This window comes from Nitrospira sp., from assembly GCA_016715825.1.
Taxonomy (GTDB): domain Bacteria; phylum Nitrospirota; class Nitrospiria; order Nitrospirales; family Nitrospiraceae; genus Nitrospira_D.
On the sequence record JADJXO010000003.1, the window covers coordinates 19,056 to 34,167 of the forward strand.

The following is a 15,112-nucleotide window of genomic DNA, read 5'->3' on the forward strand; positions in this document are numbered from 1 at the left end:
CTCTTGTATCGCAAGCTCATTCTCGATAACGGGATTCGCCTCGTTACTGAGCGAATCCCGACTCTCAAGTCTGTCACTATCGGTATTTGGGTCGATGTGGGATCCCGGGACGAAAGCCCAGCGCAAGCCGGGTACTCCCACTTTATCGAACACATGTTCTTCAAAGGGACGGCCACTCGCTCGGCAACGGACATTTCGAAAGAAATCGATGGTCTTGGAGGCGAAATCAATGCCTTCACCACGCGCGAGACGACGACGTTCTACGTCAAGATCTTGGATCAACACCTGCCCAAAGCCTTGGATCTTCTATCGGACCTCTTCCTCCGATCACGGCTCGCTAAAAAGGAGATCGAGAAAGAAAAGCAGGTGATTCGTGAGGAAATCCGTATGGTCCAAGATGATCCGGAGGACTTGGTCCAGGACCTCCACACAAAATTGATCATGGGGCGACATCCCTTGAGTCGCCCGATTCTAGGAAGGGAATCAACGATCGCCCACATCACCCGACAAGATCTGTTGCACTACATCGATGCGCACTATCGACCCGAAAAGATTGTCATTGCCGTGGCTGGGAACTTTGATCAGCCGCAACTTGAAGATACCATCACCCACGTGTTCGAGAAGTATGGCCATACCGCTCGGGCACTGCCCGCCGAACGCCGGCCTCCCGAACTGTGTAGCGGCGTGACCATGAAACTAAAGCCTTTGGAACAAGTCCATCTGTGCGTCGGATTGCCCGGAGTTGCCGCTGGTCACAAGGATCGATACGCGGTCTATGCTCTGAATAGTGTGCTGGGTGGCAGTGTCAGCTCAAGACTTTTTCAAGAGATACGGGAGAAACGAGGGTTGTCCTATTCGATCTATTCCTTCTTGTCGGGCTATTCTGATGGCGGAACCATCACGATTTATGCAGGGACTCAGGCGCGAGAAGTTGAGCGCGTACTCGATTTAGTTTGTCGCGAAATTCGAAAGCTGGCCAAGCAGGGCATCGACCCCACTGAATTGAGGCGCACGAAGGATCAAATGAAAGGCAGCCTCATGCTCAGCCTGGAGAGTTCCCATAGTCGCATGAATAAGCTGGCCAAAGACGAACTCACGGCGGGCGCCCATACGACCCTCGAAGACATGATCCGAAAAATTGATGCCGTGACGGATCATCAGATCGCTCGTGTCGCGCGGGACTTTCTCATTTCTCATAAAATGGCGCTGACCGCCCTTGGGCCGCTTTCCTCCCGCCAGAGCCAAGCCCTCAGTGCCAGGTATCCGTGATCACTCGGTACTTTCCCCTGCTAATGTCATCTAGCGCATTGTTTTATAAACGGTTTTATAGGGTACCCTCTTCTGGTTTGTTCAAGCAAACATTTCCTTGACTTGACCTCGCAGTTTCAGTACCGTTCCGATACTATTGCCCGGTTTTGTGGATTGTTCTCAGAAAATTACAGAATCCGAGGTGGGCAATGAGTGATTTTGCATATCCTTTGGATACATCACAAACACTGAATAATTATTGGCTGGTCAACCTATCGTGTTCAATTTGATGAAGGAGGGAAGAGGTATGAAGAGGGCTGTCGTTCTAGCTGCCGTAGCGGTATTTTGTGGGTTCGGCTTGCTAGCAGCCGAATCGTCATTTGCCGCGGGGGCCATTGAAAAATTGGGCCTTGCTGATTCGGTCGTTGGTGGGAAACCACTGAAGGCTGAGGCTGGGTTGAAGACGCTGCAAGGACGGGTCTGGTCGCAATGGGCTGACAATCCCGATGGGGAACTTCTGTTTGGGATCCAGTACTGGAATACCGGAGAACCAGGCTCTGGTGACACCGGTGGCCGATCCTCGACCATGCTTGACGTAAAACCGCCGGATCCTTTGTTCAGTTGCTGCGCCTGGGGATTTTCGGGTGGAGCCGAAAAGAATTCGACGTACTCTGGCTGGTATCACGCAGCGACCACCGTTCGCCTGGCCGTTAAGGACAAGGCGCTAATGGACCAGATCATCAAGGCTTCTCAGGAACTGGTCGCTATGGAAGTCACGCTGAGTGGTCGAACCATTACCGCTTTCAAAGTGCTGAAGGAAGACTAGGCATTCCAACGGCGGAAGACGTTTTAAGGAGGATGTGATCATGATCTTGCAGAAGCAAAGTGCAGCTATTCTTGCAGCCGTTGCGCTGGTACTTGGTATGGGTTCGACGGCTTCCGCGATTGAATCATTTCAGGAACGGTTTGAGTGGGGAGATATGAGCAAGCCGACCACCATCCAAGGTCGGGTGATCGTGCTGGATCCCTATGAAGAGGCTGTCTGGATCAATGTTGCTGTCTACGGCGGTAGCGCCGAAAGCGGCTTGTTTTGGCAAAAGGTTCATCCGGGGAAAACGTTGAAATTCTATGCCGAGAAGTCTGCCTGGCAAGAGATCAAGAAGATGGGGCGATCCCACGCGGGACCGGCAGCTGCCAAGGAAGTGCCTCCTGGTAGCACCACAGATTTGATCGAATTCGTTGCCGTAGAAAGTGATCAAAACCATCGTGTTATTTCGTCAGTGAAAAAGCTTCACGAGGTTGCTGGTAACATGGGCAAGCCTCTAAGTATTTCCGGCCTTCGTTTGAAGGAATGTGCTGGGAAAAACGATTTTGACTCGGCCTGTTCAAAGGCCAAGACAAGCCTTAATGAATCACCGGTATCGCCGGATGGGAGCAACGTAGGCATGCAATATGATGTGATGATTCCTGGTGGAAAAACAGTCGGTGGATTGATTCCCTGGACTGCATCCTATAATCAAGCACACTAGACCATAGAACGAGGTAAGTAGTCAAAAAGGCGGCCTTCTCCGTGTAGGGAAGCCGCCTTTTTCTTTATCGCATTAATCAGTCCACGGTCTAGGTGCTGGATGCCTGGCCGGAATCCTGTTTAACCATGCGCTGAAGGTCGGCCAGGCGATTCATCGCATCCAGCGGTGTTATTGAAAATAGATCGATCTGCTTCACCTCATCGATGATTGGATGGGGTTGAGGGAGAGCTTGGGTCGTCCTGGTAGAATGTTCTCGTGTGAACTCGGAACGGGCTGCATCGGGTTGCTCCAGTTGGCACAGGACAGCTTGTGCTCTACTAATCACAGCGGTCGGTAACCCGGCGAGCTTTGCCACATGAATCCCATAACTGCGATCTGCCTTCCCGGCCACAATCTTTCTTAGAAAGACGACATCTCCGCCGCGTTCCTGAACTGCCACGCGATAATTCCTGATCCCCTCCCGTTGCCGTTCCAAATCGGTCATTTCATGATAGTGCGTGGCAAACAGGGTACGTGCCCCTAAACGAGTGCGGTCATGGATATATTCCGCAATCGCCCAGGCCAGACTGAGCCCATCGTAAGTGCTGGTGCCTCGACCGATTTCATCCAACAAGATTAAACTTCGCGGTGTGGCTGTTCGTAGAATCTGCGCGGTTTCGACCATTTCAACCATGAAGGTGCTCTGGCCTCCGGCTAAATTATCAGAGGCCCCTACCCTTGTGAAAATTCGGTCTGTGACCCCAATTCGGGCCTCGGCCGCCGGAACAAAGCTCCCTATTTGCGCCATCAGCACAATCAGCGCCACCTGCCGAAGATACGTGCTCTTTCCTGCCATGTTCGGCCCGGTGAGGATCACGAGACGGTTCGTGCCCAAATCCAGACACGTGTCATTCGGGACGAAAGTAGTATCCACACAGAGGCGCTCCACGACAGGATGGCGACCCTCCTGAATCGTAAGCGATCCATCTTCGGTGACCGTCGGTTTCACGTACCGATGGAGGGCGGCCACTTCAGCCAGCCCGGCCACGACATCGATCAGGGAGAGAGTCGTGGCTATCTGGTCCAATCGAGCCGATCCCTCGGCAAGCCGTGCAAGAAGCCGAACAAACGCATCCTGTTCGCAGGCCAGCAGCTTCGCATCAGCGCCGATGACACGTTCCTCCAGCTCCTTCAACTCGGCCGTCATAAACCGTTCGGCATTGACGAGGGTCTGTTTACGGATGTAGTCGGCCGGCACACGGCTGAGATTGGCCTTAGTCACCTCGATGTAATAGCCGTAGACATTGTTGTAGCGAACTTTCAGCGAATCAATACCGGTCCGTTCACGTTCGCGAACCTCAAGAGAGGCAATCCACCCTTTGCCTTCCTTACTGACCTTGCGCCACTCGTCGATGTGCGGGTCGTATCCCTCCTTGAAAATATTTCCCTCTCGAACCAAGAATGGGGCATCAGGCAGGATGGACTGTTCGATCAGCTCATGGAGATCCTGCGCGCTGTCCCACGAGCCGAGCGCATCACCAAACAGTTGGCTCCGAAGCACGTGTAATTGAGTGAAGATTTCCGGCAGCGCACCGAGCGAGCGTTTCAAGGCAAGCAGTTCACGCGGGCCCGACAACCCCAGAACAAGCCGGCTACCCAGTCGTGCGATATCTTGAACCTCGCGTAGGGCAGAACGGAGGGCCGTTCGAACCATCATCCGGTCCTTCAATTCCTCAACGGCGTCCAATCTCGGCCGAATCTGCTCGCAGCGAATCAACGGCCTGACCAGCCACTGGCGGAGAAGGCGGCTTCCCATGGCGGTGCCGGTGCGATCGAGAATACCAACGAGTGTCGTCGGGTTGGAGCCGGAGGCACCCTCACCTCCGACCATTGGTTTCAGCAATTCAAGATTGCGAATGGTCGTACTGTCGAGTTGCATGCACTCGCTGGTGTGACGTCGCGTGATCCGACGGATATGCGTGAGGGGGACGGCCGGCTGGGTCTCACCCAGGTATTCCAACACTGCTCCAGCCGCACCGATACCTGCTGATAGATCTTGACATCCAAAATGTTCAAGTGACTCCCTCCCGAACTGTGCCTGAAGTACACGCTCGGCATGTGTGCGGTCGAACGAGTCAGGGGGACGCAGACACAGACGGGCTCCTCCCACCTCATCAATCCACCGGAAGTTTTGGCGATCGCAATTCTCAGGGAGCAGCAATTCGCGAGGCTCCGAACGGGCAAGTTCCGCCAGGGTCTGGGTAACCGCGTGAGGACCGTCTGTCTCCATGACCCAAAATTCTCCCGTGGACACTTCAAGGGAAGCCAATCCGATGACCAATCCTCGGGTAGAATCCTGACGAATCGTCAGTGCGGCCAGGTAGTTGAGCTCGTGAGGAGACAAAAACTCAGTATCGACCAGGGTGCCCGGGGTGTAGAGTCTGACCACTTCACGGCGTACCAAGCCCTTGGCAGCCTTGGGGTCTTCGACCTGTTCGCACAAGGCCACGATCCGTCCGGCTTTCAATAACTTCGCAATGTAGCCGGTCGCGGCATGAAACGGAACGCCACAAAGGGGAACTGGATCGGCGCTGTTCTTATCGCGTGACGTCAGGGCAATAGAGAGAATTCCGGAAGCCACCTGAGCGTCTTCATAGAACATCTCATAAAAATCTCCCACTCGAAAAAACAGAATCGCGTCAGGATATCCCTGCTTGATGTCGCGATACTGTCGCATCAACGGACTCAGTGTAAGGTCACGCATTGTGATAATTCCCAGGATCTTCCAGCTGGGACGAGGCAGAGGGTCGCCCGGACATCTTCTCCAATGATTGCCGAAGACGTTCCAGATCAACCTCGGCCTGCTGTAACGACTTCGTTTTTCGTTTAAGGTCGATTCGCGCTCGTACCCAAGGGGGAAACAATAAGATCGCTGCGACGAGAAGACCGACGAGGAACCCAGCCATGATGGGTTGGTAAATAGGAGTCGAGGCTTCAAGCAAGCCGAAGAAATACCTCAGGGTGACTTCCTCTTCTTGGTTTTGAAGGAAAAACGCCAGTGAAAGCAGTAAGAGGATACCAATTAGGACAACGCGGATCATCGGTCAGACACCTTTCCCCTGGCTCGGCTTTCCGATCGAGGGGATCGTGACCGTCGACCACTTAAATGGCGAGCCCTATAGATCCGCATCAAAAGCGATCGAGCCTCGGCCCCTCGGGCTCTTAGCCGCGCTATTCTGGTCGTTCTGGTTCGATGAATCAACTGCACGTCAAGGCGATCTGATGGGAGTAACTCAGGAAATCGATCGGCCCATTCAACCGCGGTCGCAGTCTCACCTGAAAAGCAAGCCGATAGTCCGATTGCCTCAGCTTCTGCAGCGTGGTGCAATCGATAGAGATCAAGGTGAAGGAGCGGAAGTCTTCCGTGGTATTCGTGCATGAGCATGAATGTGGGACTGGAGACAGCCGACGCTGATCCTCCAAGTCCGGCGAGGATCCCGCGGACCAGGGCAGTTTTTCCTGCGCCCAATTCTCCGATCAAAGCGAGCACGTCGCCCTCTTGCAGCACCGTCCCAATCGTCCGGCCAAACAAATCTGTCTCACGAGGAGATAAAAGCGGCACATCCAGGAGGTCACGAAATTTAGACATAAAACCGGTCCAGGACGGGCTTGTCGTGCACCAAATCGAATCAATTGTCCGCGGTCTCGCCGACAAGTTTGAAGGCATAGGGAATCTGTTCCACCAGATCTCCCGCGATCATCCCAGCTTGTCCCTTGTCGGCAGCAGCCAAATCACCAGCCAATCCATGAAGGTAGGTCGCGGCGCAAGCGGCCTCCCATGATGGAAAACCTTGTGCAAGAAGTCCTACCATCATACCCGTCAACACATCACCGGTTCCCGCTGTCGCCATTCCAGGATTTCCGGTCGGACAGATGGCAACCGCACCGTCCGGTCGTGCCACCATCGTTCTGGATCCCTTTAACACAACGAACAAACCGCGCTCCCGAGCAAAGCGTGTGGCAATACCGAGCCGGTCATTATTGACGGTTTGAGACGTGGCCTCCGGCTCGAGTCGTGCCATCTCACCGGGATGGGGAGTGATGATCGGAGGAGTTTTGCAGGATGCGAGCAAACCGATACGTCCAGACAAGGCGTTCAGCGCATCAGCGTCAAACACCGTTGGTCGGTCAACATGCTTCGTCAGGGCTTGAATGAGCTCGACTGTCTCGGGAGCCGTTGAAAGCCCTGGCCCAATCGCTATAGCCGTTCTGGCCGACATGAACGAGATCAACCGGTCCAAGCCCGTCCTTGCCAACGTCCTGGCCTTGGTTTCCGGCATGGGGAGGGTCATGGCCTCAAGCAGCTTGGCTTCTAGTACATCATTGACGCTGGAGGGAGTTGCGACCGTTACCAACCCTGTTCCCACTCGAAGTGCGGCTCGCGCGGTAAGCGCAGCGGCGCCAGTCTTCCCTACTGAACCAGCGATGATACCGGCATGCCCGAACGTTCCTTTATGGCTCGATGGACGTCGACTGGGTAGGAATGCCTGCACCGCTGTTCGGTTTATCAAGGCGATACGACTGGCCACAGCGTCAACGTAAGCGGGCGGAATACCGATATCAATAACCGTGATCTCCCCCGCGTGATCCATTCCCTGGCCTTGATAGAGCCCCAATTTAGGGAGGCCGAATGTGACCGTGAGGGAGGCGCGCACCGTTCGACCAAGGATGGCTCCGGTGTCGGCATGGAGCCCCGATGGAAGATCGACGGCTACCACGGGATGAGGGGCGTCGTTGATACTGTCAATGACTTCGGCATAACGCCCAGTGACTGGGGAGGAAAGCCCCGTTCCGAGGAGCGCATCAATCAGGAGGTCACTGTCGTTCACAAGCGTTTGCGCCTGAGCCTTTGACGTGTAGGGATACACGGAACCAGTGCCTGCTCCGCGAACAAATTGTTTATACATCGTGGCGGCATCACGGCTGAGTTCCCGGGGGGATGCAAGCGTGAGGACACGCACCTTCGCCTGACGTCGGCGAAGAAGACGAGCTGCAACGAACCCATCACCACCGTTATTTCCCTTGCCGCAGACGATGGTCACCGTCTTGCCGCGTACAGATCCCCACCGTTTCTCAAGGGACGAGACAATCCCCATTCCGGCTCGTTCCATCAACGTCGTGGCCGGCACGCGAGCCTCGGTGATCGTTCTCCGATCAAGCTCCTGCATCTGTGCAGCGGTGACGATTTTGGTCATGACGAACCGAGGATGAGAAACCGACGGACTCGTCGGCTCACAGAGTTAGCTCAAGAGGGCCTTCATTTCTTTAACAGCCTGAACGAGACCCACAAGGACGGCCCGTGCGATGATACTATGGCCGATGTTGTACTCGACGATTTCTGCAATATGCGTCAAGCGCTTGACGTTACGGTAGTCCAGTCCGTGACCAGCATTGACTCCAATCCCTAACTTGTACGCCAGTCTTGCGGCTTGCGTGATGGATTCAAACTCCGTATCAGCTTCTTTCGATCGTGTGGCATTTGCATATCGCCCGGTGTGCAACTCCACAAAATCTGCGGAGATTTTGTGAGCCGCTTTCACTTGACCGAGATCCGGTTCGATAAAGACGCTGACCGGAATCCCGCCGCCATGCAACGCGGAAATGATGTGTTGAATTCGATCCCGCTGTCCGGCGACATCGAGTCCCCCTTCGGTGGTCAGCTCCTGTCGCTTTTCTGGTACCAATGTGACCAGGTCCGGTCTGACATTCAGTGCGATTTTCACCATCTCGTCGTCCGCCGCCATTTCTAGATCAAGCTTGGTACGGGTCACTTCGCGTAGAAGACGAAGATCGCGATCTTGAATATGCCGACGATCCTCCCGCAAGTGCACGACCAGCCCGTCGGCTCCCGCGAGCTCCACGAGCACCGCTGCGGCCAACGGATCCGGATCGGTCCCTCCACGAGCCTGTCTCAAAGTCGCAACATGGTCAACGTTCACACCAAGCCGAGGCATCACCCCTCCTTGTTCTATAAACGCAATTCCTATCGGACAATGTGAAGGTGGAACTTTTGGGGGATCAAGCTAAAATCACCCGTTTGTATTACTAGCAGAAAGGAATCAGAGGGGGCAAGGATAGGATTGCCGAGTCGTTCAGCAGTCGCTCTGATAGAACCTGACCAGATACTTGTCAGACGCATAGAAAAATGACGCAAATTGACTCGACCACAGCCGTGAATTAGAATAGGCGCCTCTCGTCCCCTCGCTCATTCAGGGCGATGAGTCCTGCTGCTACATTTTCTGGAAACGGTCAAGGGAAGTTCATGGGGTTGGGTGAAGGTTTCTATCGGATCAAACGACTGCCTCCGTATGTCTTCGCCCAGGTTCAATCCCTGAAGCTTGAAGCACGGCAACGCGGTGAGGACATTATCGATTTCGGGATGGGTAATCCCGATCAACCGACTCCGTCCCATATCGTGGAGAAGATGATCGAGGCGGCCCGAAAGAGCAAGAATCATCGGTATTCGGCGTCACGTGGGATTACGAAGCTGCGCCATGCAATTTGTAGTTGGTATAAGCGAAATTATGATGTCGAGTTGGATCCAGAGACGGAAGCTATCGTTACCATTGGATCCAAAGAAGGGCTTGCCCACCTGGCATTGGCCACGATTGGTCCGGGTGATGTCGTTCTGACCCCGACGCCCACATATCCGATCCATATGTACAGTTTCATCATCGCCGGTGGAGAAGTTCGTGGCATCGAACTCCGCCAGGACAGCGACTTTTTCGAAGACTTGACCCGTGTCTATCGACAGACTCTTCCGAGGCCAAAAATTCTCGTCATCAATTTCCCACACAATCCCACCACCGCCGTGGTGGATTTTGAATTTTTCAAGAAGATCGTGGCCTTTGCTAAAGAGCATAACGTCATCGTCATCCACGACCTGGCCTATGCCGATCTGGTGTTTGACGGGTACAAGGCTCCCAGTTTTCTTCAGGTCCCTGGCGCCAAAGACTGTGGCGTGGAGTTCTATACACTTTCCAAAGCCTACAATATGCCGGGCTGGCGAGTCGGGTTCTGTGTGGGCAATCGAGAGGTGGTCGGGGCCTTGGCAAAGATCAAAAGCTATCTTGATTATGGGATTTTTCAGCCGCTGCAGATCGCGAGTGTGATCGCGCTGAACGGTCCTCAGGACTGCGTCAAGGAGACGGTGCAGCGGTATCAGAAGCGCCGCGATGTGCTGGTGGGTGGACTCAATCGAATTGGATGGCACGTCACCAAACCACAGGCCACGATGTTTGTGTGGGCACCCATCCCCGTACCCTACCGACATATGGGATCATTGGAGTTTTCAAAATTGTTGCTCAAGGAGGCGAAGGTAGCCGTATCACCAGGCATCGGATTCGGCGAGGGTGGCGACGATTATGTACGATTTGGTCTCGTGGAAAATGAGCATCGAACCAGACAAGCCGTCCGAGGAATCCGTAAGGCCCTCAACCTCGATGGGAGTGACGAGTGAAGTCGCGCATAGGAGTCGGGATCGTCGGATTTGGCACAGTCGGGACCGGAGTCGCGAAGATTCTCGTGAACAGTGCGGCCCTCATCACCCGCCGCGTGGGTGTGCCGATCGAACTGGTTCGTGTGGCGGACCTCGACATTGCCAGAGATCGCGGTGTCACGCTGAAACCTGGGGTGCTTACCACCGACGCCAAACAGGTGTTGACCGATCCGAACGTCGATATCGTGATCGAACTCATCGGTGGATACGATACGGCGAAGCGGGTCATGTTGGATGCGATTGCCGCAGGAAAACATGTCGTCACTGCCAACAAGGCGTTGCTCGCCCAACATGGAGAGGACATTTTTCAAGCCGCCACGAGCAAGGGTGTGGAGTTGGGGTTTGAGGCCAGTGTAGGCGGAGGTATTCCTGTCATTCGAGCATTGACGGAGGGGTTGGCCGGCAATAGGATTGAGTCCATCTACGGGATCATCAACGGGACGTCGAACTACATTTTGTCCCGCATGACCCATGAAGGACACAGTTTCCAAACGGTACTAGAGGACGCACAGCGAGCCGGCTATGCTGAGGCTGACCCAACCTTTGACGTCGCGGGGATCGATTCGGCCCACAAGCTTGCCATTCTGGCTTGTCTTGCCTACGGCATGCCGGTTGACTTCAAGGAGGTCTATACCGAAGGCATTACCAGCATCACGCCGGTCGACATCGCCTATGCGAAACAGTTCGGGTATACCATCAAGCTGCTCGGTATCGCGAAGCTCATGGATGGGGAAATTGAGGCGCGGGTTCATCCGACCATGCTTCCATCCACCTCACCGATCGCTCAAGTCGAGGATGTGTACAATGCCATTCAGCTTGTGGGTGACGCGGTTGGGGATGTCGTCCTCTATGGGCGAGGAGCCGGATCCATGCCGACCGGAAGCGCAGTAGTGAGTGATATCATCGCGATCGCGCGAAACGTGATCAAGGGCGCCATTGGTCGGGTACCAGTGGCCTCGTTCCAGCAGGATCAACGAAAACCACTACGGGTGCGGTCGATGGAGGAAATCAGCTCGCTCTACTATCTGCGGTTCACGGTTGTGGATCGCCCTAGTGTGTTGGCGCAGATCGCCGGGGAGTTGGGACGCTGTGGGATCAGCATTTCGTCCATGGTGCAACAAGGACGTTGTGAAGGACAAACGGTCCCGGTCGTCATCAAGACACACAGCGCGAAAGAACGTGATGTGCAAACCGCCCTTCGTGAAATCAACCGAAAGCCGTTCGTCTCCGAGCCGACAATGCTCATTCGGGTCGAAGGCAAGGATGAGTGATCGATGAATCGCTGGCGTGGAATCATAGAGGAATACCGAAAATTCCTCCCTGTGACCGAGAAGACCCCGGTCATTAGCTTGGGAGAAGGCAACACGCCGCTGATTCGTGCCACCAGATTGGCCCAGGCGATCGCCCCGGGAATTGAGCTCTATCTCAAATTTGAAGGAGTCAATCCCACTGGGTCATTCAAAGATCGCGGCATGACGCTGGCCATCTCAAAGGCGGTAGAAGCCGGCGCACGGGCCGTGATGTGCGCCTCGACAGGCAATACTTCAGCCTCAGCCGCCGCCTATGGAGCGCGTGCCGGATTGTCCGTCTATGTCTTGATTCCAGCCGGAAAGATCGCGATGGGCAAACTCTCCCAGGCGATGATGCATCAGGCGACGGTCATTCAAATCGAGGGTAATTTTGATCAAGCCCTGGCGCTCGTGAAAGACTTTTCTACGTCGCTCCACATTGAACTCGTCAACTCAGTGAACCCGTTCAGGATCGAGGGACAGAAAACCGCGGCCTTTGAGATCTGCGACCAACTCGGCGAAGCTCCGGCCCTTCATGTCTTGCCGGTCGGGAATGCCGGCAACATTACCGCCTATTGGAAAGGGTACAAAGAATACCGTGCGGCGAACCAGGTCAGGCAAGTCCCACGCATGATGGGGTTTCAAGCTTCAGGGGCAGCCCCAATCGTGTTGGGGAAAGTCGTCGAACACCCCCAAACCGTTGCTACCGCGATTCGAATCGGCAATCCTGCCAGTTGGTCCTCGGCCCTTGCAGCGGTTGACGAGTCCACCGGCCTGATCGATCTGGTGACGGATGAGGAAATTCTTCAGGCGTATACTACCGTAGCAGCTACGGAAGGAGTCTTTTGCGAACCGGCGTCGGCCGCATCCGTTGCCGGGGTGGCAAAACTGCATAGAAACCAAGCCCTGAAAGAAGGGGAAACCGTCGTCTGCACCTTGACAGGACATGGATTGAAGGATGCTGATACGGCGATCGGCGTGTCGAAACCACCACAAACTGTCAAGGCGACCCGCGAGGATGTTGCCAGGTTTTTGAAAGTCTGATCTGAGAGGCGAGTAAACCCCATGAAATATGTGATCGTGCATGCCGGCGGAATCGCCAATCACCCGCAAGAAGAACTAGGAGGTCGGACCCCACTCCAAGAGGCTGCCACGCCTTCTCTCGATCGTCTGGCACGGTGCGGAGAACTTGGGCAACTGCTGATTCCTGCTGAAGGTGTTCACCCGGGTGGAGGCCTAATCGGCACCGCGATCCTTGGCTATGACCCGAAGAAGTTTTACCCCGGCCCTGGTCCCCTTGAGGCTGCCAGCTTGGGAGTGTCTGCGACGGAACAGGACGTGGTCTATCGCTGCACGATGGTCACCTTGGCACCAGAGGGAAGGAAGAGCGGCGAAATCAAAAAATTAGGCCCCCACGTCATTATGGAAGATGCCACGGCCGGGTTGATCGAGACAGAGGACGCGCGTGACCTACTCGAGTCGATCAATGAACAGCTCGGCTCCGAAACCATCCAGTTCTATCCAGGCGCTGGACACCGTCATGTCATGGTGTGGGTGAATGGAAAACCGAGAGCTCTCTGCACTGATCCGCAGTCGATCCTCGGCAAGCCGATTGCCGATGCGCTCCCGGCTGGAGATGGGGCAGACATTCTTCGGAAGCTCATGGATGCATCCTATCTCATTTTGCGGGATCATCCGATCAATGATGAACGGGTCGCGGCCGGGAAGAAACCAGCCAATTGCCTCTGGCTCTGGGGTGAAGGACGGGCCGTGATGTGGCCGAGTCTAGCGGAACAATACGACATCGTGGGCTCGGTCGTGGCCACCAACGACGTCCATCGGGGCCTCGGGATCAATGCTGGCCTCGATGCGGTGGATCCTGAACGGCTGGAAGGTGGAGATCTTCGGACCAAGGCGACTATAGCCTTGGAGGAATTTGCCAAGAAGGATTTTGTGTATGTCCATGCCAAGTTGACGGACGAAGTCATCCATGGCACCGACATCAAGGCCAAGGTTCTGGGAATAGAAGAGTTCGATCGGAACCTGGTCGGTCCCTTGGTTGAAGGGTTGGACAAGCAAGGACCCTATCGCTTCCTGGTGATCTGTGACCATAGCGCAGGCATTCAGGGGCCGGCATTCTATGCGTTCGGTGAAGGAGGCGGAAAAGATATCGGGACTCCCGGTCGCCGCTTCACCGAGGCCGATGCGAGTGCCTCCAGCACCTCTGCTCGTGACGCGACTAAATTCGCGAACAAGTTCTTCTCAAAAACCTGACGATTGTGGCGCTGATCGTTCAAAAATACGGTGGCACCTCCGTGGGCACGATCGAGCGCATCCATCGCGTAGCCGACCGTATAGCCCGAACCCAAGGTGAAGGGCATCAGGTCGTCGTCGTCCTCTCGGCGATGAGCGGCGAAACGGATCGACTGCTCAAACTCGCCCATGAGGTAACCGGGACTCCAGATGAACGTGAATTGGATATGTTGCTCTCGACGGGCGAGCGAGTCACCATCGCCCTGCTGGCGATGGAGTTGCGCGGGCGAGGGCTCAATGCGCGGTCCTTCACAGGCCGTCAGGTCGGCATCATCACCGATAGCGCCCATACCAAAGCTCGTATTGCACGCGTCACGGCTGATCGAATTAAAGAGGCCTTGAACGAGGGCGTCATCCCCATCGTGGCCGGATTCCAAGGCATCAACGAACGCTCTGATGTCACCACCCTCGGCCGAGGCGGATCCGATCTTTCCGCCGTTGCGCTGGCAGCAGCCTTGAAGGCGAATCGGTGCGTCATCTTCACCGATGTCGACGGGGTTTATACTGCGGACCCCAACATCGTGCCCGCAGCCAAGCGGATCGACAAGATTGCCTATGAAGAGATGCTGGAGATGGCCAGTCTTGGCGCAAAAGTGCTTCAAACCCGATCAGTGGAGTTTGCCGCCAAGTTCAATGTGCCGGTCGAAGTGAATTCCAGCTTCACAGAAGGGAAGGGAACGCTCGTGTCGAAGGAAGATAAGGATATGGAGGCCGTGGCGGTAGCTGGGGTGACTGGCGACCGTAATCAAGCCAAGATCACGATCATCGGCGTTCCTGACAAGCCGGGTATTGCCGGGCGAATTTTTGGTCCCGTGGCAGAGGCCCACATCAATGTCGACATGATCATTCAGAACATCGGTCAAGCGGCCTTGACCGATCTCTCTTTCACCGTCCCCCGCGCCGATTTGAAGAGAGCTGAGCCACTCATTCAACGAGTGGCAAAGGACATCGAGGCCAAGTCTGTTTCGATCACCGAAGCCATCGCCAAAGTGTCGCTTATCGGCGTCGGCATGCGCTCGCACTCTGGGGTGGCAGCGAAGATGTTCGAAGTACTGTCTCGGGAGGGCGTCAATATCATGATGATCAGCACCTCGGAGATCAAAATTTCCTGCGTGATCGAGGAGAAGTACTTGGAGCTGGCCATGCGCTCGCTCCATACGGCCTTCGATCTCGATCAGAGGCAGACCTAACACCCA

General features: G+C 55.2%; 13 protein-coding genes. 8 read left to right on the forward strand and 5 right to left on the reverse strand.

The window, feature by feature from the left end; translation table 11 throughout:
- Positions 1-3: 3 nt before the first annotated feature.
- From IPM58_09715 to IPM58_09725, 3 genes are all read left to right on the forward strand, one after another.
- Entirely contained in the window at positions 4-1,269 is a 1,266-nt protein-coding gene (locus IPM58_09715) for an insulinase family protein (GenBank protein ID MBK9307340.1), read from the forward strand.
- A 286-nt stretch (positions 1,270-1,555) separates the two neighbouring features.
- Positions 1,556-2,074 carry a hypothetical protein gene (locus tag IPM58_09720; GenBank protein MBK9307341.1) on the forward strand — a complete coding sequence of 173 codons (519 nt, stop codon included), beginning with the start codon at positions 1,556-1,558 and terminating at the stop codon, positions 2,072-2,074.
- 40 nt (positions 2,075-2,114) lie between these two features.
- Positions 2,115-2,777, forward strand: coding sequence for a hypothetical protein (locus IPM58_09725; protein MBK9307342.1), 663 nt, complete (start codon positions 2,115-2,117; stop codon positions 2,775-2,777).
- A gap of 88 nt (positions 2,778-2,865) precedes the next feature.
- Here IPM58_09725 and mutS read toward each other — a convergent pair whose 3' ends face one another.
- Genes mutS through IPM58_09750 form a run of 5 tightly spaced genes read right to left on the reverse strand, consistent with a single transcriptional unit; the run spans position 2,866 to position 8,770 of the window.
- Complete coding sequence (mutS, locus tag IPM58_09730) at positions 2,866-5,520, reverse strand: DNA mismatch repair protein MutS (GenBank protein MBK9307343.1); 2,655 nt, start codon at positions 5,518-5,520, stop codon at positions 2,866-2,868.
- Positions 5,513-5,857 (reverse strand): LapA family protein, encoded by a 345-nt coding sequence (locus tag IPM58_09735; protein ID MBK9307344.1) that lies wholly within the window; start codon positions 5,855-5,857, stop codon positions 5,513-5,515. The genes mutS and IPM58_09735 overlap by 8 nt, the downstream gene beginning before the upstream one ends.
- Entirely contained in the window at positions 5,854-6,405 is a 552-nt protein-coding gene (gene tsaE / locus IPM58_09740; protein ID MBK9307345.1) for a tRNA (adenosine(37)-N6)-threonylcarbamoyltransferase complex ATPase subunit type 1 TsaE, read from the reverse strand. Before tsaE ends, IPM58_09735 begins: the two co-directional genes overlap by 4 nt.
- A gap of 40 nt (positions 6,406-6,445) precedes the next feature.
- The gene (locus tag IPM58_09745) at positions 6,446-8,011 is read right to left on the reverse strand and encodes an NAD(P)H-hydrate dehydratase (GenBank protein MBK9307346.1); all 1,566 of its coding nucleotides are present in this window, start codon (positions 8,009-8,011) and stop codon (positions 6,446-6,448) included.
- A 45-nt stretch (positions 8,012-8,056) separates the two neighbouring features.
- Positions 8,057-8,770, reverse strand: a complete 714-nt coding sequence (locus IPM58_09750; protein ID MBK9307347.1) for a pyridoxine 5'-phosphate synthase — start codon at positions 8,768-8,770, stop codon at positions 8,057-8,059.
- Between the two features lie 308 nt (positions 8,771-9,078).
- Here IPM58_09750 and alaC point away from each other — a divergent pair, with 308 nt between their 5' ends.
- From alaC to IPM58_09775, 5 genes are read left to right on the forward strand one after another with little or no spacing between them, the layout of a single operon-like run.
- Positions 9,079-10,275, forward strand: coding sequence for an alanine transaminase (gene alaC, locus IPM58_09755; GenBank protein ID MBK9307348.1), 1,197 nt, complete (start codon positions 9,079-9,081; stop codon positions 10,273-10,275).
- A complete protein-coding gene (locus tag IPM58_09760; GenBank protein MBK9307349.1) occupies positions 10,272-11,585 on the forward strand; it encodes a homoserine dehydrogenase in 1,314 nt (437 codons plus the stop codon). Before alaC ends, IPM58_09760 begins: the two co-directional genes overlap by 4 nt.
- 3 nt (positions 11,586-11,588) lie before the next feature.
- Complete coding sequence (locus tag IPM58_09765) at positions 11,589-12,647, forward strand: threonine synthase (protein MBK9307350.1); 1,059 nt, start codon at positions 11,589-11,591, stop codon at positions 12,645-12,647.
- 21 nt (positions 12,648-12,668) lie between these two features.
- Positions 12,669-13,877 carry a phosphoglycerate mutase gene (locus IPM58_09770; protein MBK9307351.1) on the forward strand — a complete coding sequence of 403 codons (1,209 nt, stop codon included), beginning with the start codon at positions 12,669-12,671 and terminating at the stop codon, positions 13,875-13,877.
- Between the two features lie 5 nt (positions 13,878-13,882).
- Positions 13,883-15,106 carry an aspartate kinase gene (locus tag IPM58_09775; GenBank protein ID MBK9307352.1) on the forward strand — a complete coding sequence of 408 codons (1,224 nt, stop codon included), beginning with the start codon at positions 13,883-13,885 and terminating at the stop codon, positions 15,104-15,106.
- Positions 15,107-15,112 lie beyond the last annotated feature (6 nt).

Bases quoted from the DNA above. Each gene is read 5' to 3' on its own strand.
- IPM58_09720 (MBK9307341.1), top strand. From the start codon at position 1,556: ATGAAGAGGGCTGTCGTTCTAGCTGCCGTAGCGGTATTTTGTGGGTTC.
- mutS (MBK9307343.1), bottom strand. From the start codon at position 5,520: ATGCGTGACCTTACACTGAGTCCGTTGATGCGACAGTATCGCGACATC.
- tsaE (MBK9307345.1), bottom strand. From the start codon at position 6,405: ATGTCTAAATTTCGTGACCTCCTGGATGTGCCGCTTTTATCTCCTCGT.
- IPM58_09735 (MBK9307344.1), bottom strand. From the start codon at position 5,857: ATGATCCGCGTTGTCCTAATTGGTATCCTCTTACTGCTTTCACTGGCG.
- IPM58_09765 (MBK9307350.1), top strand. From the start codon at position 11,589: ATGAATCGCTGGCGTGGAATCATAGAGGAATACCGAAAATTCCTCCCT.
- IPM58_09750 (MBK9307347.1), bottom strand. From the start codon at position 8,770: ATGCCTCGGCTTGGTGTGAACGTTGACCATGTTGCGACTTTGAGACAG.
- IPM58_09745 (MBK9307346.1), bottom strand. From the start codon at position 8,011: ATGACCAAAATCGTCACCGCTGCACAGATGCAGGAGCTTGATCGGAGA.
- IPM58_09770 (MBK9307351.1), top strand. From the start codon at position 12,669: ATGAAATATGTGATCGTGCATGCCGGCGGAATCGCCAATCACCCGCAA.
- IPM58_09725 (MBK9307342.1), top strand. From the start codon at position 2,115: ATGATCTTGCAGAAGCAAAGTGCAGCTATTCTTGCAGCCGTTGCGCTG.
- alaC (MBK9307348.1), top strand. From the start codon at position 9,079: ATGGGGTTGGGTGAAGGTTTCTATCGGATCAAACGACTGCCTCCGTAT.